Consider the following 20,680-nt stretch of genomic DNA (forward strand, 5'->3'; position numbering starts at 1 on the left):
TTTGTGCATCTTTTATTTTTCACAAAAGCACCAATAGTAATATGAGCCAATTATATCAAGAAATTATCGAGAAAAAAGCCCCCATCGCCGTGATTGGACTCGGTTATGTGGGCTTGCCTATTGCTTTGGCTTTTGCCTCGAAAACCCGGGTGGTTGGTTTTGACATCAACAGCAAGCGCATTGAAATGATGCGCCAAGCCATTGACCCGAGCGGGGAAGTGCCACCGGCCGATTTTGAAGGGAAAGACATTGTTTTTACAGACCGGATAGAGGACTTAAAACGTGCACGTTTTTATATTGTGGCAGTACCCACGCCCATCGATCGCCATGCCCAGCCTGATTTGCGCCCCCTGCTTTCGGCTACGGAAACCGTAGGAAAAGTATTGAAGAAAGGCGATTATGTGGTTTATGAATCTACGGTGTATCCGGGTTGTACCGAAGAAGACTGCGTGCCTATCTTGGAGCGCCTCTCCGGTTTGCAGGCATGCCGCGATTTTAAGGTGGGCTATTCACCGGAGCGTATCAATCCGGGCGACAAAGAGCATACCTTACGCACAATAGTGAAGGTGGTGGCAGGTTGTTGCCCCGAGTCACTCGATACCATCGCCCGGGTATATGAGCTGGTGGTAGATGCCGGCGTGCACCGCGCCCCTTCCATTAAGGTGGCAGAAGCAGCCAAGGTTATAGAAAACACACAGCGCGATTTGAATATTGCCCTCATGAACGAACTGTCGATGATTTTCGACAAGATGAACATCAATACCTACGATGTGTTGGAAGCAGCGGGCACCAAGTGGAATTTTTTGCGTTTTGTGCCGGGCTTGGTAGGGGGGCACTGCATCGGTGTGGACCCTTACTATCTGACCTACAAAGCCAAGGCAATTGGGCATTACCCCGAAGTGATATTAAGTGGACGGGGCATCAATGACCGCATGGCAGCACATGTGGCCAAGCGTGTGGTGCAGTTGTTACTCGAAGAAGGGCATGACCTGCGGACTGCCAAAGTATTGGTTGCCGGCATTACTTTCAAAGAAAATGTGAAGGATATACGCAACTCCAAAGTAGCTGATTTGATACACGAGCTTCGCTCTTTTCATTTGCAGGTGGATGTCATTGACCCGCATGCCGAAGAGGAGGAGGTAAAAGAAGAGTATGGTTTGCAGTTGAGTCAAGCCCCGCAAGGTCCTTATCAAGCAGTTATATTGGCTGTGGCTCATAATGAATACAAAGCATGGAATGAGCAAACACTTGCCGGCTTATTACAAAACGGGGGCTTGTTGGTTGATTTGAAGGGAATCTGGCGCAAGATGGCAGAAAAAACGCCTTACCGGTATTGGAGCTTGTAGGCAATGCTTGATACATGCTAAGAGGGTGGCGCACTCAACAATCCCAAGCAGCAGAGAACAAGTAAACGGTATCGGGTGACACTCGATACCGTTTTATAAATTGCAGTGGTGCCTGCCAAATTATTGGCACTGCTTAAGCCAATCGATGGCTTCTTGAGTGCTGCGGAAATAGTTTGTTTCTAAGGGGCGTATTTTTTGTGACTCTTCAATGCTTTGTTCAGCAGACACTTCCGCAAAGATATCTTCCGATACCACATTGGCTACATACCGCAAACTTAAGGTACGAGGAGTTACTTTTTGGGTAATCCATTCCTGCATTTCCGGTACTACGATGTATCTTAGTTCGCGGTTGTCCAACAATAGTTTACTAATGCCGTGCTGTTCCACCCAGCGGGCATAGGTTTGCATGATTTCCCGGAAGTGCTCATCGCTCATTTGGGCACTCTCTGCTTTGAAACGCAATACAATGCAATCTGCTTCTGGCTGATAAAAAATATCTGCGTAAGTATTGCTTAGGATGCTTGTAGAAAATTCGCTACTTGTTGTCATAGGGTTTAAACTTGTTTGGTGAGCAAAGCCAAATCTATGAATCAGTAGGCTTGCATACAATAGGCAGATCGGCACCTTTGGGTAAGGTACCGGTCTATATCATAAGGTTTCTGCAGGAAGGATATGGACAGGACAACAAGGATAACATAACGGAGTCCATTATGGAGTGTAGTAAAGCAAGGTAAATTACTCAAGCTTATGCTACATAAAAACGGTAGGGTTTTAATAGTTTTGAATATCAGGCGGTTGCTGTTTTTTTCAAAAAAAAGCAAAGATTTTTTTGGAGTATATAAAAATATACCCTACCTTTGCACAACCAAATGACACAAGGCCCGTTCGTCTAGCGGTCTAGGACGCCACCCTTTCACGGTGGAAACACGGGTTCGAGTCCCGTACGGGTCACCAAAAGCGACTTTCAGCTGAAAGTCGCTTTTTTATTACTCTTCCAGCAGCCATTTTTGGGCCACCTCTATGTCCTCAAATGAGCGCGTTTGCACGGGGCGCACCTGTTGTATTTCATCCAGCCCTTGTTCCGTGGAGATTTCAGCAAACAGATCCGGCGATATGACCACCGCCACGCGTTTTACGCTATGGGTACGGGGAGATATATGCCGGGTAACCCATTGCTGGATCTCCGGGGATACGATATAGCGCATCTGCCGGTTGTCCAGTAGCAGGCGGGTAGGCCGGTTTTTTTCTACCCATCCGGCGTACGCCTCCATGGCCTCTTTGAACTCCTCGTCAGATAAGAGGTCGCTGTCTATGCTGTACTCCATCACCAGGCTTTGCAGTTGCTCGTCGAAATAAAAATGTATGTAATCGTTTTGATATACTCTTAGTTTCCCTATCGTCTCTTTCTGCATACGCTGATATTATAACTGAACAACCAAGTATAAATATAATTTTTGAAAAACCTAAGGAGCAGAAGTTGAATTCGAGCCCTGCAACCAGGCAAATGCTTCTTCTTTGTTGTCGAAGTAGTGCACCCGTATGAGATGCTTTACTTGTATGATTTCTTCAAGTGCCTGTTCTGTGGCCACTTCGGCAAACACATCGCTGCTCAATAAAATGGCTATCTCTTCAATGGTATTGATGCGGGTGTAGATATCGGTAGCTACCCACTTCTGCAGTTCCGGTGAAATGGTGAATTGCATATGGCGGTTATCTACAAACAAACGCTTGGCTTGCAGGCGCTCTGCCCAATCAGCATACAAATTAAGGTTTTCTTTGAAGTCTTCATCGGTCATTTCTGCGGTAACTCCCGGCTTGTACAAAAAGTGAATGGTTTCGTTGGGGTAGTCATACCACATTTCCATGAAACGGTTTTCTGCTAATTTTTCCATCTTTCTTGTCGGTTAATTGAGTAATAGTATTCTTAAGTTAAGAATACCGGAATTTTTATTCAAAGAAATAGTTTGGTTTTATCAGCAAAAACTCGTAAACTTGCGATTCCAAATCAGGAAATGTGGATTATTTAACGATAAGAAGTCATGGCAAAGAAATTGACAACCAAAGAACTTAAGCGTCGCCGCAGAGCAGTAAATCGCATCAAAGAAATCAAGCGCTTGAACTTCGTGCCCCCTATGAAAACCGTAGATGTGGAGGCAGTGAAAGCAGAATTTGCAGCCAAGAAAGCTTAAGAATTGGACGCAAAGACATAAGTCAAAAGGCTATCCTTTTCCGGGATAGCCTTTTATTATTTTGTACAGGTGGTCAAACTACTATTTCTGCAGGCGTTTCATCACAAAGAACAAAGTACCACCACAAACCACCGCAATGAAGAAGTTGATTGCCATGGGCAGGAATTCAAGTAAAACGGCATAGCCGATGCCGAACAGGAGGCTATAGACAAGACCCACACCCAGCCCCCAAGCAATGAGAAGTCCCAGCAACGGGCGTCTGCCATCCTGTCCGCTGATAGGCTTCCACCAGCCCAGAGGTTGCACTTTTTCATAGAAAGCTTTGAGTTGAGCGATATCGGTAGGGGGTGTCAGAAGGGTTACGCCAATCCATGCCATCGTAGTCATTCCCACAGTGAGATAGTAGGCGTGCGGGGCTTCCCGCAAAGATAATCCCCAGACCGGGTCCCATTGCACCAGCACAAACTTGGCAATAAAATATACGATTAAAGGCACGATGGTAGCGGTGATTTCACTCCACGCATTCACGCGCCACCAGTACCACCGTAAAATCAGAACCAAACCCAAGCCGGCGCCACATTCAATGATAAATTCCCAAATGCCTGTGATACTGTTGGCATAAAGTGTCGTTATCAAGCCGGCGATTGCCAGCAGGACGGTGAATAACTTTGAGACCACCACATAATGACGATTGAGGGCTGCCTGCCCGGAGAACTTGGCAGGGGGCACTAAGAAGCGACGATACAAGTCACCGGTTAGGTAAGAAGCCCCCCAGTTGAGTTGCGTAGAGATGGTGCTCATATAGGCAGCCATAAAAGCAACCAGCAGCAAGCCTCGCAAGCCTTCAGGTAGAAAGTCACGCATGACATACACAAAACCATAACGGGCTTCATTACGGGCCAGTAAGTCGGGATACAGCACCACCGCACAAAGCGCAACCACTATCCATGGCCAAGGACGCAGGGCATAGTGGAGGATTTGAAAGAAAAGCCCTGCCTTTACGGCTTCGGTTTCGCTGCGCGTGCTCATAAGACGCTGCGCAATGTAACCACCGCCCCCCGGCTCGGCACCCGGCATCCAACTTGCCCACCATTGCACGCCTATGAATGCCAAAAAGCTGCCTATACCTATGGTCATGGCATGCCCGTTTTCTGCTGCTTTCCCTATGGCAGGGAAAAAAGAAAGACGGTCTTCTGCCAGCCTGCTTTTCAAGGCTTGCATGCCACCTACCGATTCCGAGTGCAGCACAAACAGCGCCAAGGCAATGCATCCGCCCATGGCAACCACAAACTGTACTACATCGGTAGCCGCAATGCCTTTCAATCCCGACAAAGAAGCATAAAACATCACAAGCACCATCATGCCGGCAAGCCAAAGGAAAGCTTCCGTGTCTTGCAAGTCAAAAAAAACTTTTAACAAGGACAGCATGGCCAGGTTGACCCAGGCAATGATGAGCACATTCATGAACAAGCCCAGATATACCGCCCGGAATCCACGCAGAAAACGCGCGGCTTTGCCGCTGTACCGCAGCTCTACCAGCTCAGCGTCCGTCATCACACCAGAACGGTGCCAATAGGCAGCAAAAAAGAACACGGTAAGCATGCCGCCGGCTACGGCATTCCACCACAGCCAGTTACCGGCAATCCCATTTTTGTAAACCAGTTCAGTCACAGCCAGGGGCGTGTCGGCAGCAAAAGTAGTGGCCACCATAGAGCCGCCTGCCAGCCACCAGGGAAGACGCCGCCCCCCCAAAAAGTACTCTTGTATGTTCAGGGCACTACTTTTCCCCGCCTTCACGCCAATGCCTACAAACAGCAATAAAAAAAATACGATGATGCCCCAATCCCATAGCGTTAAAGCACTGCTCATAAGCCTTCCGGTTTTGTTTTGAATGAATGTGTATGTTCAAAAGATGAATTGTATTCTTGGTAAAAAAATTGCAACTTCCAGCCCAAAGAAAATATTTTTTTATGAAAAAACTATTTCTTTTAGACGCTTTGGCGCTGATTTACCGTGCCTATTATGCTTTTATCAACAACCCACGCCGAAACTCTAAAGGACTTGACACCAGTGCTATTTACGGTTTTACCAACACTTTGTTGGAGGTATTGCAAAAAGAAAAACCCACGCACATAGGTGTAGCCTTTGATACGGCTGCCCCTACTTTTCGCCACGACAGCTACGAAGAGTACAAAGCCCACCGTCAAGAGCAGCCCGAAGGCATCAGCGTTGCTATTCCTTATATTAAAAAATTACTGCAGGCAATGCATATTCCTATTTTGGAGATGGACGGCTACGAAGCCGACGACATCATAGGCACCTTGGCAAAGCGTGCCGAAAAAGAGGGATTTCAGGTTTACATGATGACTTCCGACAAAGACTACTGCCAGTTGGTAAGTGAGCATATTTTTCTTTACAAACCCGCTACCAAGACCAAGCCGGTAGAGGTGATGGGCGTGCCCGAAGTGCTCAAGAAATTCAAAATTCAGGAAGTAAAACAAGTGATTGACATCTTGGCTCTGCAGGGCGATAGTGCCGACAACATACCGGGCATACCGGGCATTGGTGAGAAGACCGCACAGAAGCTCATTGCACAATACGGAAGTGTGGAAAACCTGATAGCCCATGCCGATGAATTGACCCCACGCCTGCGCGACAAGGTGAAAGAGCATGCACAGCAAGCCTTGCTTTGCAAAGAGCTGGTGACCATTCATACCGAAGTGCCCATAGAAATAGATTTGGAAGCACTGCGCTACGAGCCTTTCAATGCGGAGGAGCTCTTGCCGCTTTTAGACGAGCTGGAGTTTCGCAGCATTAAAAACCGTTTGCTTGAACACAAAGCTTTTAAAAAACCCGAAGTGGTGAAGCAAGCACAAAAGCAAGCGGCCGATAATGGTCAATTGGGGCTTTTTATCAGTGAACGGAATGAAGAAAGCCGGGCTGCGGTAGCCAACGAGCCGGCAACAGAGGAAACTGCGGCAACTACCCTGCGTAATATTTACACCACCCGCCATTTCTACCACTTGATAGACACCCCGGAGCTTATACAACTGCTGGCAGATAAATTATCACACCTGAAGGCTTTTTGTTTCGATACCGAAACCACGCACATAGAGGCACTGCAGGCAGAACTGGTAGGCATTGCTTTCGCTTGGCATCCCCACGAAGCCTACTATTTGCCTTTGCCCGAAGACCGCAAGCAAGCAATGAAGCTCTTGGAGCCTTTGCGCCCCGTCTTTGAGTCGCCGGCTATTATCAAAGTGGCTCAAAACCTGAAATACGACATGGCTGTATTGGCAAACTACGGCATACAGCTAAGCCCCCCTTTCTACGATACCATGCTGGCAGCCTACCTGCTTGACCCGGACGAAAAGCATGGCATGAACTTCCTGGCAAAGAAGTTTCTTCGCTATGAGCCTGTCAACATAGAAACCCTGATTGGCAAGCGGGGAAAAAATCAAGGTAACATGCGGGATGTGGCACTGGATGAAATCAAAGAATATGCTGCCGAAGATGCAGACATTACCTGGCAGCTGTATGCCGTATTGCAACAAAAAATGAAGGCCTACCCTCGCTTGCAAGAGGTACTGCAAGAAATAGAGCTGCCTTTGGTGCCCGTGCTCGAAGCCATGGAGCGCTGTGGCATTAAAATAGACGTGGCGGTGCTTCAGCAGTTGTCGGAGCGCTTAGGTGAGGAAATAGAGGCGCTTGAACAACAGATTTACGCACTGGCCGGCGAACAGTTCAATATCGCTTCACCCAAACAGCTGGGCGAAATCCTGTTCGATAAACTCAAACTCGATAAAAAGCCCAAAAAGACACCTTCCGGACAATATGCCACAGGGGAGGAAATCCTCGCCAAGCTGGTGGACAAGCACCCCATCGTGGCTTTGATTCTCGACATCAGGGAGCTGCAAAAGCTGAAATCTACTTATGTGGACCCCTTGCCTTCTATGGTAGATGCGCAGGGCAAGTTGCACACTTCCTTCAATCAGGCGGTAACAGCCACCGGGCGTCTTAGCTCTACCAATCCAAACCTTCAAAACATACCCATTCGCACGGAACGCGGACAAGAGATTCGCAAAGCCTTTGTTCCTTCCTATGAAAATGGTTATATCGTATCGGCAGACTACTCGCAGATAGAACTGCGCCTGATGGCGCACCTGAGCGGCGACCCCACCATGCAGCAAGCTTTTGCCGAGGGCAAAGATATTCATGCCATTACGGCAGCGCGCATCTTTCATGTGCCGGTAGAAGAAGTGACGCCGGCCATGCGCCGGGCAGCCAAAACGGCCAACTTCGGCATCCTGTATGGTGTATCTGCTTTTGGCTTGGCCGAGCGCCTGCGCATCAGCCGCACCGAAGCAAAGAAAATCATTGATGAATACTTTGCACAGTTCCCTGCCGTGCGGGAATATCAAGAAGAAATCATACGCAAGGCAAGAGAGCAGGGCTATGTGGAAACCATCTTTGGCCGGCGGCGTTATTTGCGCGGCATCGACTCACGCAACCAAACCGTGCGGGGGCATGCCGAGCGCAACGCCATCAATACCCCCTTGCAGGGAAGCGCTGCCGACATTATCAAGCTGGCGATGGTGAAGGTGTACGACTGGCTGTGCCGTGAAGGATTGCGTTCGAAGATGGTGCTGCAGGTGCATGACGAGCTGTTGTTCGATACCCACCCGGAGGAAGTAGAGCAGCTGATGGCAAAAGTGCCTGCGCTCATGAGCGGTGTAGTGAAGCTGTCCGTTCCTTTGAAGGTGGATATAGGCAAGGGCGCCAACTGGTTGGAAGCACACTAAAAAAACGGGATAAAAGCATGGAAAGCAAAAGCTATGTGGTAGCGTTAAGCATAGCCGGCTCGGATTCGGGCGGTGGCGCAGGCATTCAAGCCGACATCAAAACCATGAGTGCCTTGGGCGTATTTGCTACTACTGCCATTACGGCTGTTACTGCTCAAAACACCTGTGGTGTGCGCATGGTGCAGGCCATGCCCCCGGAGGTAGTGCATGCGCAAATCGAGGCAGTCATGGAAGACATGCCGGTGCGCAGCATCAAGATAGGCATGCTTTTTAGTGCCCCCATCATAGAGGCGGTGGCGGCTGCTTTGAAGCCCTATGCTGCGGAGGTGCCCATTGTGCTGGACCCCGTGATGATAGCCCAAAGTGGCGACCCGCTCATCCGGGAAGAGGCCATTGAGGCAATGAAAAAGCAACTATTCCCCTTGTCCACCTTAATTACCCCCAACCTGCCTGAAGCGGCTGCTTTGCTGGGCACTGCCTTCGATGAAGAGCACCCTACCCAAAGCATGGAAGCGTGGGAGGAGCTACAAGCCCGGGCGGTATTGATTAAGGGCGGACACAACCAAGCAAGCAGCCAAATTGTAGATTATTTGCTTGTACCCGGCAAGCATCTGGTGCATCGTTTTGAACATACCCGTATTTTAACCAGCAATACCCATGGCACGGGCTGCACCCTTTCTTCTGCCATTGCTGCTTATTTGGCACATGGCTACGAGTTGATGGAAGCCGTAGAGCGTGCCGAAGATTATCTTGTGCAGGCTTTGGAAAAAGGTGCAGGATGGCGTTTGGGGAAGGGCGCCGGACCGGTACACCACTTCCATGCCTTTTGGCAGACACTGCCCGGCACTGAAAACAATTGAGCCACCCTTGCTGTTTTTTAACTTAAAAAGAAAATGATGTTAGGAAGACTGCAATTTTTCTCATACTCAACTTTGCTGCTTTGGGCATTGGTGGTTTATTTACGGGCAGTGGTGTGGCATCGGCATGGTATGCAGGCTTGGACAAAGCACCTTGGACACCCCCCGGCTGGGCTTTTGGCGCAGCATGGACTACCATCATGCTGTGTTTTTCGTTGTACATGGCTTACTTGCTGCCGCAAGCAGAAAACAAAACCTTGTTGTGGGAGCTATACGCCCTGCAGTGGCTTCTCAACGTTGCGTGGAATCCGCTTTTCTTTCATTTTAGAAAACCTGCATGGGCGCTGACCGTCATCTTGTTATTGACGCTGCTCATAGGTTTCTTCCTGTGGAATTACCGGCAGAGCCTTGGCTTGAAGTCGCTTTTATTGTTGCCTTATTTCTTGTGGCTGCTGATAGCCACTTCCTTGAATGCTTTTATTGTACTGAAAAACTGACGGACAGCGAGCGATTCTTTTTTAAGGGCTTCTTTTTTGGTATTATTGCCGCTGCCGGACCATGTCCTGCACCAAGTGATGATTTCATACATAAGCGGTTTCATTCATGATGGAGAAGCAAACATTTACCTTCAGTCAGCTGTACGACTTTGCCGTATCGGTTTTCCAGTCTATTGGTTTCCGGGAAGAAGATGCCCGCTTGGCAGCCGAAGTGCTGTTGGCTGCCGACCTGCGCGGTATTGACTCGCATGGCATTGCCCGCTTGTCGGGCTATGTGCGCTTGTGGGAGGCCGGACGGCTGAACGCCCGCCCCAATATTCGCATTGTGCACGAAACGCCTTCCACTGCCACCGTCGATGGCGATGCAGGTGTGGGTTTGGTGGTAGCGCCCTTTGCCATGCGTGTGGCTATAGACAAAGCCAAGCAGGCAGGCAGCGGCTGGGTGGCCGTGAAAAATTCCAACCACTTCGGCATAGCCGGCTACCACGCCATGATGGCGCTTGCCCACGATATGATAGGCATGGCTATGACCAATGCCAGCCCCATAGTGGCACCTACCTTCTCGGTAGAGCGTTTGTTGGGCACCAACCCCATTGCGTTGGCGGTGCCGGCAGGTGAAGAGCCCCCCTTTGTAGCCGATTTTGCCACTACTACGGCTGCCAACGGAAAGTTTGAAATATTGGAAAGAGAAGGACGCGAAGCCCCTCTTGGGTGGTTGCAAGATGCCGAAGGAAAGCCTACTACCGACCCCCAAGCACGTAAGCAAGGCGGTGCTTTGTTGCCTTTGGGCAGCGACTACGAGCACGGCAGTCATAAAGGGTATTGCTTGGGCGCCATGGTTGACATCTTAACGGCGGTGCTTTCCGGTGCCAACTACGGTCCTTGGGTGCCGCCTTTTGTGAGTTATCTGCCTTTGCCCCAAGACCCGGTAGGAGAGGGCATCGGTCACTTTTTGGGCGCCATGCGGGTCGATGCTTTCCGTCCGGCAGATGAGTTCAAAAAGCATATGGACAACTGGATTCGCCGCTTTCGTGCATCGAAAGCCGTAGAAGGCAAGCAGGTGCTTATTCCGGGCGACCCGGAGCGTGCCAACGAAGCACATAGGCGCCGGGCGGGCATTCCCCTGATGCCGCAAGTAGTGGAAGACCTGAAACAGCTGGCAGAAAGATTTTCGCTTCAATCGTTGCTTTAAAAGAAATGCCCTGTGGGCTTTGGCTGTCCCACAGGGCTATTTTACAGGAAATATGCTGAATTTACCTTTGTCCTGCAAGCAGGTAAAGCACAGCCATGCGCACGGCTACGCCATTTTCCACTTGGTCTAAAATGATGGAATGGTGCGAGTCGGCGGCATCGCTGCTTAGTTCCACGCCCCTGTTGATGGGACCGGGGTGCATCAATACAATGGGGCGATCGAGGGCGTCGAGCATGGCTTTGTTGATGCCGAAGTAAAGACTGTACTCTCTTAACGAAGGAAAATATTTGATTTGTTGCCGTTCCAGCTGAATACGCAGCACATTGGCCACATCGCACCAAGCCAGTGCCCGGCGTACGTCGTAAGTGATTTGTACGCCCAGTTGTCCTACATATTTGGGAAGAAGCGTAGGCGGTGAGCAAAGCATCACTTCGGCGCCCATCTTTTTAAGTAAAAATATGTTGGACAAGGCTACACGCGAGTGCAATATGTCACCAATGATTGCCACGCGTTTGCCGCCCAAGTCCCCCAGCTTTTCACGCATAGAGTAGGCATCCAACAGTGCCTGTGTGGGGTGTTCGTGAGTGCCGTCGCCTGCATTGATGACATTGGCTTGAATGTGTTTGGCTAAAAAATGAGGGGCACCGGGACTTGAGTGGCGCATCACCACCATATCTACCTTCATGGCCAGTATGTTTTGCACCGTATCGAGCAGCGTTTCCCCTTTTTTAACAGAGGAAGAGCTTGCCGAAAAGTTGACTACGTCGGCAGACAGGCGTTTTTCAGCCAGCTCGAAAGACAGGCGGGTGCGGGTTGAATTTTCAAAAAACACATTGGCAATGGTGATGTCGCGCAAAGAGGGCACTTTTTTAATAGGGCGCTGCAGCACTTCTTTGAACTGGTCAGCAGTAGAAAAGATGAGCTCTATATCTTTTACACTCAATTCTTTGATGCCCAACAGGTGGCGTACGCTAAGGCTCGACATAGTTATATGCTTATTTTTCGTCTTGTGAAACCAGTTGTATGCTATCGGAGGCAAAGCCTTGTTCGCAGAGTTGCACCACAATGCGTTCGGCAGGTAAAATACTGACTCGACGCCCTACGTAGTCGGCTTGTATGGGTAAGTCGCGGCTATATTTTCTGTCAACAAGCACCAGCAGTTCTACTTTTTGCGGACGCCCAAAGGCTATCATGGCATCGAGGGCGGCACGCACGGTGCGCCCGGTATAAAGGACGTCATCGATGAGCACTACTTTCTTATCTTCAATGATAAAATCAATGTGTGTGCGGTTGGCTTGTATGGGTTGGGTGCGGCGCCGGAAGTCGTCGCGGAAGAAGGTGATATCCAAAAAACCGAGAGGTATATTTTTGCCCGTAATGTCTTGCAAGCGGCAATGGAGGCGCCGGGCCAAGAAGGAGCCCCGGGGTTGAATGCCTATCAAAACGGTGTCTTCAAAAGTATCGTGGTTTTCAATCAGTTGCCGGCATAGGCGCTCAATGGTAATGGACAACTGGGGGCTGTCGAAGAGTTGTTTTTTGGACATAATGAAGCCGGTTTTCGGCTGTAAAGTTAAACAAGAATTTTAATTTGCTTCATCCTGTGGGGGTGGGGGCACTACTTTTAACTTCATCAAATAAAAAGTGGGGCGGTCGCTGAACTGAAGGGGTTCCTGGTAGGGGAACCATAGAAGGAAATAATCGTCGTACCAAAAGAAAGCATCGGCATCTTGCGGGCGTATCTTTTGCCCCTCTTCCGCAGCATAGGTTTTACGATAAGGTACACGTTTTTCTTCGAATACAAGGCTGTCGCCTTCCATCACTTTTACATGAATGCCGCTTTTGTGGGGGTGCAGCAAGGCAAAGCCTTTGCCGGCAGGCACAAAACGCACCATGGGTTTGAGCTGTGTGCTGCGCGAATACTCGCTATCCAATTCCATGGTGTAGTCGTCCACATATTGCCCTTCATGATTGAAAACGAAGAGGTGGGCATGCAAGTAATCGTAGATGCTAAGCACGGAGCGCCCGCGCATGGCTATGTTCAGATTGTTGTTGTTGCTTGTTCTATAATTGAGACGATAGACTTCGCCAAGTAAGTAGATGTGTTGCTGCCCTGCAATGGGCTGCTGCAACAGCATTTTATGTTGTTTGGGGTTGTCTTTTCGTTTTTGGTTTTGTTGTCTGCGCTCTGCTTTTTCCGATAGCTTTTCTTGGCGCCTGTCGGGCAAATAATCGTAGAAGTGTCTGAAATCGACAAAGGGCATATATTGCAAGCGGGGGGGGACGTTCTTACGGATGAGACCGAAAGCCAACCCTTCGGCGTCATCGTCGCAGCGGAAAGCATAGCTGCCTGCCATGAAAAGCCCTTTGCCGGGCAGGGCAAGCAGGCGCACGTGGTCGAAGGTGCGTTCTTGAAAGCGCGGGATGGATAACTCGCTGACCATCTCGCCATTGCTCAAAAATTCGCGCAACAGCAGGTAGCAGTCTTTGGTTTTGGCATACTGAAACGCAATGTAAGCCTTAAACTCTTGTGGAGCGATGGTATAACTTACCGGCTCCAGCCATTTTTCGTATATCTTAGGTATGGCTTTTACCGAGGCATCGAAAAAGCTGAAGTCGTAACCTATCAAATGGCGCTTGTAGTAGCCGAGCAGAAAGGCGTTTTTCCCGCATACCAAGAACTCATCTACGTCCAGCGGAGTGGGCAGTGTGGTGCTTAGCCATTGCAACTCGCCGTTGTCGAGCTGTACACTGAGCACACCATATTCGCGGAAGTTGCGCCGGAACAGCAAATGAAAGTATTCTTCACCTTCCAGAAAAACATGCTGCAATTCCCAAGACAGGCGCAAGGCGTAGGTAGTATCCCAGCGGGGTCGCAGCTCTTCGTCGAGCAACTCAAAAAAATAACCTTGAGTGGAGCCGCTTAAATTTTTTTGAGGTGAAAAAAGGGTGCCGTAGAGCAGCACCGCCCGCTTTTTTTGCAAAGGAATCACGCGGAACTCTTTGTTTTCGCGCTTCTTTTCCCTGTATTGATAGCGGGCAAGCTCTTGAAACTGCCCATAGGCAACCGGCGTGCCGGAACACAGGCACACGAAAAGACTAAGCATCCACAGGCAGTAGCTCTTTCTTTTGCATTTGCCGGCAAATCTGTTCCACAATGTCATAAGCAATTTCTTTTTTTGATTTCAGGCCCGAGCGGTAGCTTTCCTTGTCGGCCGTGAGTATGGTGATGCTGTTGGTGTCGTGCCCAAAGCCGGCGCCTTCATCGTTCAGTGAATTCAGCACGATGAAATCGAAGTTTTTCTTCCGTAGTTTTTCCCGGGCGTTGGCTTCTTCGTTTTCGGTTTCCAAAGCAAAACCTACCATGAACTGATAAGGTTTTTTGTGTTGCCCCAGTGTGGCTGCAATGTCGGGATTCTTCACCAGTTCTATTTGCATGCTGTCGCTTTTCTTTTTGATTTTCTGAGTGGCCGCTTCTTTGGGGCGGTAGTCAGCCACGGCAGCTGCCAATACGGCTATGTCGGCTTCGCGGAAGGCATCCAGTGCCACTTCCAGCATCTCGCGGGCGCTGGTTACTTTGAACAGCTCTATGTTGGGGTGCTTGGGAGGAGCAATGGCGGTGGGTCCGCTGACCAATACCACTTCGGCACCATACTGTGCCAGCGCTTCGGCAATGGCATAGCCCATTTTGCCGGTAGAGTGATTGCCAATGAAACGCACGGGGTCGATGGCTTCGTAGGTAGGACCGGCCGTTACAATCGCTTTTTTGCCTTTGAGCTTTTGTCTGTGCGCGAAATAGTCGTACAGATGACGTACGATATGTTCGGGTTCTGCCATACGCCCTTCGCCTACCAAACCACTTGCCAGCTCGCCGTGTTCGGCGGGTATGATGTGGTGCCCGTCGGCGGTGAGTTGTTGCAGGTTGCGCTGGGTGGCCGGGTGCAAATACATGTCTCTGTCCATGGCAGGTGCAAAAAACACCGGGCACTTGGCTGAAAGAAAAGTGGCCGTGAGCAAATTGTCGCACAGCCCTTGGGCACACTTGGCCAGGGTGTGGGCAGTGGCGGGGGCTATGAGCAGCACGTCTGCCCATAAGCCCAAATCCACGTGGTTATGCCACTCACCGGTCCGGGCGTCATACAAGTCGCTATATACAGGGTGTTTCGACAGGGTGGCTAAAGTCAATGGCGTGATAAATCCTTTGGCAGCTTCGGTCATGATGACACGCACCTGTGCCCCTTCTTTAATCAACAGACGGCAAAGCAAGGCACTTTTGTAAGCAGCGATGCCGCCGGTGATTCCCAGCAGTATTTTTTTGTCTTTCAGCATAATAACTAATCGTTTCAGCTTGGGTTTTGAGCTACATGACTTTACCGGCAGACTTCCATAAAGCTGCCTTCGATTTTTATCAAAAATACAAAAAGCAACAAAATACTTAAACGCCAAGGCCCTTGCTTTGCTCATTGAAAGGCATGAAAGAGACGGAAAAACAAAATCCCCACTGCTTTCCGGAAGCAATGGGGATGCGGCAACAGATGATGCGCGAGTTATTAGAGCTGTTCGGCATCGCCTTTTTCTTCTTCTCTAAGGCGCCACATGAGTTTGTCTTGTAAAAACTCTTCTATGGCTATTGCCGTTGGCTTGGGCAGACGCTCGTAATATTTTGAAATTTCGATTTGCTCTTTGTTTTCGAATACCTCTTCCAAATTGTCATGCGGCATGCTGAAATCGCGCAGTTTTTCGTGCAATTCTTCCTTGAGCTGTTGCGAAATCTGGTTGGCACGCTGTGCAATGATATGTACCGACTCGTAGATATTGCCGGTTTTGGCTGCAATCTGGTTGGTGTCGCGTGTGACAATAGAAATCGGTGCTTGTATCTTTTTCATAGGATTTGGGTTTTCAGCAAGTTTTTTACTTAACTTAAAATGAAGGCTGGGCTTTATCTTCTTCCTCTTCTTTTTTCGGCTTCTGCAGTTTTTCCAGTTCTTTCATTTGCTCTTGAGCAGTGCGCAAGCCTTCCACTGCTTTTTCGTAGATGTTGCTGGCTTTTGACAACCACTCGCTTTCCGGATAGCGTTCGGCAAACTCTTCATAATAGTTGATAGCCTCTTGATAACGCTCTGCCTGTTTGTTTAGAATACTGTTCTTGGCAAACAGATAAGCACTTTGCAAGCGCTTGTAGAAAGCCTCTTCACGGTAATCAGAGTCAGGATATTTTTCTATGAAGTTTGAAAGTGTGATGACCGCCGCTTGGTAAAGGTCACGTTTGTAGTATTGGTTGGCCAAATCATAGGCTTTGATTTCCAGCTTGCTGCGCAACTCTTTGATGAGCCGGTTACACTCTTCGGTGCGGCTGCTGGTGGGGTAAGCGTTCAAATAAGATTGAAAGGCCGTAATGGCTTTTTCCGTATCGGTTTGGTCCAGATTGGGTTCAGGTGAGTTCTTGTACAGCGAATAGGCATACATATACATAGCCTCTTCAGCTTTGGGGCTTCGCCCGAAGGTCTGGTAGAAACGCTTAAAGTAAAAGGCAGAAAGGGTATAATCTTTTTGATAGTAATAACAATAAGCCAAGGTGAGCTGTGCTTCTTCTGCCTGAGTTGTCCCGCGTAGAATAGGAATGATTTCTTCCAAAAGCAGGCTGGCTTTGTAGTAGTCTTTGTCTTCGTAAAACTCCATGGCGCCCGCATATTTTTCTTGCACGTCGTTGCTACGTTGCAGGCGGGTAAACTTACTACAGGCACTCAACAGCAAGGCAAATGTGAGAAGCAGTAGATGTGTGCGCGTCATAAATGGTAAATATCTGTGAACTATTGCAATGCGCAAAGGTAGGGAAAAAATCAATGTTTTACAATTAGTTTGCGCGTGGCTATCACACGGTCATCCATCCACAGAGAGTAAAAATAAATGCCTGACACCATCTCGTTCAGGTGGATGCGTATTTGCCGGCTGTCGGGATCCAAGGGATACATGCGCGACTGCGCCCCCAGCACGTCGCTGATGCCAATGAAATAACGGTGGGTGCGGTCTTGAATTTGATAATTGAAAAACACGTACTCGGAAGCAGGATTGGGATAAGCCAATGAAATGCTGATTTGTGGCAGATTAACTAAAAACTCTTCCGGTTCTTCGCCGGTTTTTTTGTCCGTTGCATTGGGGTTGTCCTTGTCGTTCATTGGAACGGCTACTGCTGCATGGGCAGTGCGCTTGTACACCGATGCCACATAATCTTGCATCGGCCGTTTGGCAATGCCACTGAGCAGCCCTACAACGAGCAGCCCCAAAAAGAACGATATGACGGAGTATGAGTGTTTCATGAATATGACTTAACCTTCTGCGTTTATTTTGTTCACTTTTATAACAAAAGTTAGCGATATTTTATTGCAATTGCACTATACAAAGATACGTATAAGTTTGCATTCTGTTCGAAAGTTTACAGAAAAATAATCTGCCGTTTTTTGCTTTTCATTCAATTAGATGCATCAAGGAGGGAAAAGGTTGCATGGCAGGGTGAATTTTTTTTAAAAAAAAGCTGCTTCGCCCTGTCATCGAGCAAAGCAGCACTATATTAAAACAGACAGTGCCTTTAGTACAAAGCCATATCGAAGCGGCGGCGGTATTGTTTGACCAATGGATGGCTTTCGCCCAAGAGCTGAAAAAGCGCAATGGTTGCGCGGCGGGGCAACTCGTCTTGAAAGCGTTTGTCCAGCATGACCGCTTGAATCAGGTGTTCGATGGTTTGTGCCAAGTTGCCGCTGTGCCATGACTGTTGCGCCTGTTCAATGGCGGTTTGAGCGGCACCTTCGGCTTGGCAGTCAAGGAATTCGGCGAGGGTAAGCAACTGCTGTTTGCGCTCAATCCACAACATCTCTTGTGGATGGGCTTCCTGCAATAGTTGTTGCGCTTCTTGAGCTTTGTCTTGGCGTAAAAGCAAAAGCGCCTGCAGGAGCTTTACTTCTTCTTTGTCGCCGTGTTGCCGGTAAAGAGCTTCTATGCTTTCTGCTATTTCGGCGGGGGCTACCTCAAGTAATTGCACAAATAATGCTTCTATGCGTTCGCGCAGCGGATCGGGCAAGTGTTTGGCCAACCACTGTTTGAGTTGAAACTCCGGCATGGCACCCGTGAATTCGGCTATTACCTCGCCACGATGAAACAGCTTTACGGCCGGAATGCCTCGAATATGGTATTGGGCGGCTATTTCCGGCTCTTCATCGGTATTGACTTTGACCAACGCCCATTGCCCTTGTGCTTCGGCTGCCAGCTTTTCAAGCACCGGTGCCAGAAACTGGCAAGGACCACACCATGGCGCCCAAAAATCAACCAATACCGGTACTTCGTGGCTGCGCGCAATGACTTCTTTTGCAAAGTCCATCATGCTTTCCTCCTTTTTTTGTATGATGTTTCTTTCATTCGATGCAACAAAAGAAGTCTGCAAATCATTCCAAGGCAGGGGTTACTTCTTTTTTTCGAAATCTTTGTACAAAAGGCTGGGTTGCACGTCACGGTTATTCTGGTATTTACCACTGCGGTAACGCTCGTAGTCGCCTTCTATGGTGTGATAATAGATTTGGCAAATTTCTACGCCTGCATAGATGCGTATGGGCTGCACACAGAATATCTCGAGTGTCCAATAGCCGGCAAAGCCCACGTCGCCAAAGCCGGCAGTCACGTGGACGAAGAGTCCCAAGCGCCCCACCGATGAGCGCCCTTCGAGCATAGGCACCAGCCCTTCGGTGGCGGTGTATTCCATAGTGCGCCCCAAATACAGCTTGTTGGGTTCGAGCACCAAGCCCTCTTCCGGAATGCGGATGCGCTCATAGGCATTGGGCTTTTTCATATCCAGTACGGGGTCGCTATATACCAGCAACTCATCGTGCAGACGCAAGTTGTAGCTGTTGGGGTTCAGTTGCTCGGGGTTGAATGGCTCGATGATGATGTCTTTGCCAATGCGGCGTGCAATCTCTTTACCTGAAAGTATCATAGGGCAGTTGCCTGTTTGTGCAGATGATGAACGTTGCCGCAAAGCTACAAAAAACAAAAAGGTATTACATCGGGTTGAAGCATAGAATTTAAAAGCAAATAAAAGCATGAAAGTGTATCAGTTAAAACGAGAGCAGTATTTGCCCATCACTCTTGCCGAAGCATGGGATTTTTTCTCTTCGCCCCGCAATTTAAAAGACATTACACCGCCGGATATGGGATTCGATATTGTACTTATCGAAGAAAGCAAAGCCATGTATCCGGGCATGATTGTTGGCTATGTGGTGCGCCCGTTGTGGGGCATCCCCATGCGCTGGCTCACTGAAATTACGCATGTGCAGGCACCTCATTATTTCGTAGATGAGCAGCGCTTTGGTCCTTATGCGCTGTGGCACCATCAGCATTGGTTCGAAGAAGTGGAAGGGGGCGTTAAGATGACAGACTTGGTGCATTATGCTCTGCCAATGGGTGTGCTGGGACGCCTGGCACATGCTTTGTTCGTAAGGAAACGCCTCGAGCAAATCTTCGACTACCGTTTTCGCACTTTGGAACGCCGCTTCGGCAGCTGGCAGGCGCAAAATGAACTAAAACAAAAAAGCAGCCTCTCTGCATGAGGCTGCTTCCTTTCTGTTTGGTAGCGAGGGGGGGACTTGAACCCCCGACCTCCGGGTTATGAATCCGACGCTCTAACCAGCTGAGCTACCTCGCCATTTGGTGTTGCAAAAGTAGGGCTTATTTTCCTTTTGTGCAAGAAAAAAATCTACTTTTTTACACCGCCTTTGTTCTCTTTATTGATTTTCAGTTTTTTGTTTTTCGAACTTCTTTTTCCAGTAGCGCAACAAACCTGCCACGCTCATAAAAGACGGATTGGCTGCTTCATAGCGTGCGATTTGCTGTTCGTTCAGGCCGGCAGCGCGCAATTGGCTGTGCACAAAGTCTTGAAAGAGGGGTACTATCTCTTGTGCGGGGCGTCCGGTTTCGGCATGGGGGCGCATCCAGTCTGCCCAAGCATGCAGGCGCTCTTGTAGCTCTTGCAAATGAGGCAGCACATCGGTGTATGCGCCAAAATGAGTGAGCAGTAATTGCCCGGGCGCTTGCCTGCGCAGGATTTCGATGGATTGGTCCCAGGCTTCCACGTCTATGTCGGGTGGAGGACAGGGCGGCACCACCAAGCTGCCGCCGATACGCACGCCGGCCACATCGCCAGTAAACAAATGGTCTTCTATTTGCCACGCCACATGATGAATGGCATGGCCGGGTGTATGCCATGCCTTTATGCGGCAGTTGCCAATGTGCAGCTCTTCGCCGTGCGACACCGTGTGCAAGCATGCTTCTGGAATAGGCTTGAGTGTGCCCCACAGGCGTTCCATTTGGTCGCCATAGATGCGCTGCGCCGATTGTAGCAGCTTGGAAGGGTCGGCCATATGGGGCGCGCCAATGGGGTGCATATACACCGGAATGCCTTTTTGTGCGAAGTACCATGCAGCGCCGGCATGGTCTAAGTGAATATGTGTAACCAATACGGCATCAAGCTTAGCGGCAGACTTGCCCAGGGCCTGCAGGCTGCCTTCAAGCTGCCGGATGGTAGAGTAAGGACCAGTTTCTATCAAAATATGGGTGTCGCCGGCTTCAACCAAAAAAGCAGCAATGGCTTGTGGAATATCCAGAAAAGAAAGGTCAAGCGTGTATACTTTCATGTTACTTTTTATCTTTGATTTCCGTTTGGAAAGGAAGATACTAAATTTTGCCTTATGCGTTGCGCTGCGTTGTGCTTATTGGGAATGCTTTTATACTTACCGCTATTGGCTCAACAAAAGGGG

Annotated in this window: 21 protein-coding genes and 2 tRNA genes; 8 read left to right on the forward strand and 15 right to left on the reverse strand. The window is 49.2% G+C overall.

Annotation, left to right across the window (positions count from 1 at the left end):
- The first annotated feature begins 41 nt into the window (after positions 1-41).
- A complete protein-coding gene (locus K384_RS08665) occupies positions 42-1,346 on the forward strand; it encodes a nucleotide sugar dehydrogenase (RefSeq protein ID WP_038031452.1) in 1,305 nt (434 codons plus the stop codon).
- A gap of 120 nt (positions 1,347-1,466) precedes the next feature.
- Here K384_RS08665 and K384_RS08670 read toward each other — a convergent pair whose 3' ends face one another.
- On the reverse strand, positions 1,467-1,895 hold the full coding sequence (locus tag K384_RS08670; protein WP_038031454.1) for a hypothetical protein: 429 nt from the start codon (positions 1,893-1,895) through the stop codon (positions 1,467-1,469).
- A gap of 329 nt (positions 1,896-2,224) precedes the next feature.
- Here K384_RS08670 and K384_RS08675 point away from each other — a divergent pair.
- Positions 2,225-2,300, forward strand: a tRNA-Glu gene (locus K384_RS08675).
- Positions 2,301-2,332: 32 nt separating this feature from the next.
- On the opposite strand, the gene K384_RS08680 is transcribed toward K384_RS08675, so the two are convergent.
- Together K384_RS08680 and K384_RS08685 are read right to left on the reverse strand one after the other, a co-directional pair.
- On the reverse strand, positions 2,333-2,758 hold the full coding sequence (locus tag K384_RS08680; protein ID WP_038031456.1) for a SpoIIAA family protein: 426 nt from the start codon (positions 2,756-2,758) through the stop codon (positions 2,333-2,335).
- A 51-nt stretch (positions 2,759-2,809) separates the two neighbouring features.
- Positions 2,810-3,238, reverse strand: a complete 429-nt coding sequence (locus K384_RS08685) for an STAS/SEC14 domain-containing protein (RefSeq protein ID WP_038031457.1) — start codon at positions 3,236-3,238, stop codon at positions 2,810-2,812.
- Positions 3,239-3,385: 147 nt separating this feature from the next.
- Here K384_RS08685 and K384_RS13755 point away from each other — a divergent pair, with 147 nt between their 5' ends.
- Positions 3,386-3,535 (forward strand): hypothetical protein, encoded by a 150-nt coding sequence (locus K384_RS13755; RefSeq protein WP_157630108.1) that lies wholly within the window; start codon positions 3,386-3,388, stop codon positions 3,533-3,535.
- An 81-nt stretch (positions 3,536-3,616) separates the two neighbouring features.
- On the opposite strand, the gene K384_RS08690 is transcribed toward K384_RS13755, so the two are convergent.
- Positions 3,617-5,404: a sodium:solute symporter family protein gene (locus K384_RS08690; protein ID WP_038031459.1), complete on the reverse strand. Its 1,788-nt coding sequence runs from the start codon at positions 5,402-5,404 to the stop codon at positions 3,617-3,619.
- Between the two features lie 101 nt (positions 5,405-5,505).
- Here K384_RS08690 and polA point away from each other — a divergent pair, with 101 nt between their 5' ends.
- The 4 genes from polA (at position 5,506) to K384_RS08710 (ending at position 10,883) form a co-directional block, all read left to right on the forward strand.
- Positions 5,506-8,337 carry a DNA polymerase I gene (gene polA, locus K384_RS08695; RefSeq protein WP_038031460.1) on the forward strand — a complete coding sequence of 944 codons (2,832 nt, stop codon included), beginning with the start codon at positions 5,506-5,508 and terminating at the stop codon, positions 8,335-8,337.
- Positions 8,338-8,354: 17 nt separating this feature from the next.
- Positions 8,355-9,197 (forward strand): bifunctional hydroxymethylpyrimidine kinase/phosphomethylpyrimidine kinase, encoded by an 843-nt coding sequence (gene thiD / locus K384_RS08700; protein ID WP_038031461.1) that lies wholly within the window; start codon positions 8,355-8,357, stop codon positions 9,195-9,197.
- Between the two features lie 62 nt (positions 9,198-9,259).
- The gene (locus K384_RS08705; RefSeq protein ID WP_262509241.1) at positions 9,260-9,691 is read left to right on the forward strand and encodes a TspO/MBR family protein; all 432 of its coding nucleotides are present in this window, start codon (positions 9,260-9,262) and stop codon (positions 9,689-9,691) included.
- Between the two features lie 106 nt (positions 9,692-9,797).
- Entirely contained in the window at positions 9,798-10,883 is a 1,086-nt protein-coding gene (locus K384_RS08710) for an Ldh family oxidoreductase (protein ID WP_245605298.1), read from the forward strand.
- Positions 10,884-10,944: 61 nt separating this feature from the next.
- Here the strand turns inward: K384_RS08710 and K384_RS08715 are convergent, their stop codons facing one another.
- The 9 genes from K384_RS08715 to dcd all read right to left on the reverse strand — a co-directional run bounded on the left by K384_RS08715 (position 10,945) and on the right by dcd (position 18,861).
- On the reverse strand, positions 10,945-11,868 hold the full coding sequence (locus K384_RS08715) for an aspartate carbamoyltransferase catalytic subunit (protein WP_038031465.1): 924 nt from the start codon (positions 11,866-11,868) through the stop codon (positions 10,945-10,947).
- Positions 11,869-11,878: 10 nt separating this feature from the next.
- Positions 11,879-12,427: a bifunctional pyr operon transcriptional regulator/uracil phosphoribosyltransferase PyrR gene (gene pyrR, locus K384_RS08720; RefSeq protein WP_038031467.1), complete on the reverse strand. Its 549-nt coding sequence runs from the start codon at positions 12,425-12,427 to the stop codon at positions 11,879-11,881.
- A gap of 39 nt (positions 12,428-12,466) precedes the next feature.
- The gene (locus tag K384_RS08725; RefSeq protein ID WP_157630109.1) at positions 12,467-14,044 is read right to left on the reverse strand and encodes a hypothetical protein; all 1,578 of its coding nucleotides are present in this window, start codon (positions 14,042-14,044) and stop codon (positions 12,467-12,469) included.
- Positions 13,980-15,209 (reverse strand): bifunctional phosphopantothenoylcysteine decarboxylase/phosphopantothenate--cysteine ligase CoaBC, encoded by a 1,230-nt coding sequence (coaBC, locus tag K384_RS08730; protein ID WP_038031470.1) that lies wholly within the window; start codon positions 15,207-15,209, stop codon positions 13,980-13,982. Before coaBC ends, K384_RS08725 begins: the two co-directional genes overlap by 65 nt.
- 221 nt (positions 15,210-15,430) lie before the next feature.
- The gene (locus K384_RS08735; protein WP_038031472.1) at positions 15,431-15,766 is read right to left on the reverse strand and encodes a DNA-directed RNA polymerase subunit omega; all 336 of its coding nucleotides are present in this window, start codon (positions 15,764-15,766) and stop codon (positions 15,431-15,433) included.
- A gap of 34 nt (positions 15,767-15,800) precedes the next feature.
- Complete coding sequence (locus K384_RS08740) at positions 15,801-16,670, reverse strand: outer membrane protein assembly factor BamD (RefSeq protein ID WP_038031474.1); 870 nt, start codon at positions 16,668-16,670, stop codon at positions 15,801-15,803.
- A 50-nt stretch (positions 16,671-16,720) separates the two neighbouring features.
- Positions 16,721-17,197, reverse strand: coding sequence for a T9SS type A sorting domain-containing protein (locus tag K384_RS08745; protein WP_084147177.1), 477 nt, complete (start codon positions 17,195-17,197; stop codon positions 16,721-16,723).
- Between the two features lie 269 nt (positions 17,198-17,466).
- Positions 17,467-18,255: a thioredoxin gene (trxA, locus tag K384_RS08750; RefSeq protein ID WP_038031604.1), complete on the reverse strand. Its 789-nt coding sequence runs from the start codon at positions 18,253-18,255 to the stop codon at positions 17,467-17,469.
- 78 nt (positions 18,256-18,333) lie between these two features.
- On the reverse strand, positions 18,334-18,861 hold the full coding sequence (gene dcd / locus K384_RS08755) for a dCTP deaminase (RefSeq protein ID WP_038031605.1): 528 nt from the start codon (positions 18,859-18,861) through the stop codon (positions 18,334-18,336).
- A gap of 106 nt (positions 18,862-18,967) precedes the next feature.
- On the opposite strand from dcd, the gene K384_RS08760 reads away from it, so the two are divergent.
- Complete coding sequence (locus tag K384_RS08760) at positions 18,968-19,474, forward strand: SRPBCC family protein (protein ID WP_038031478.1); 507 nt, start codon at positions 18,968-18,970, stop codon at positions 19,472-19,474.
- Positions 19,475-19,492: 18 nt separating this feature from the next.
- Here the strand turns inward: K384_RS08760 and K384_RS08765 are convergent.
- A tRNA-Met gene (locus K384_RS08765) sits at positions 19,493-19,569 on the reverse strand.
- Positions 19,570-19,648: 79 nt separating this feature from the next.
- Entirely contained in the window at positions 19,649-20,557 is a 909-nt protein-coding gene (locus K384_RS08770; RefSeq protein ID WP_038031480.1) for an MBL fold metallo-hydrolase, read from the reverse strand.
- Positions 20,558-20,680 lie beyond the last annotated feature (123 nt).

Source organism: Thermonema rossianum DSM 10300 (assembly GCF_000426825.1).
Lineage (GTDB): Bacteria > Bacteroidota > Bacteroidia > Cytophagales > Thermonemataceae > Thermonema > Thermonema rossianum.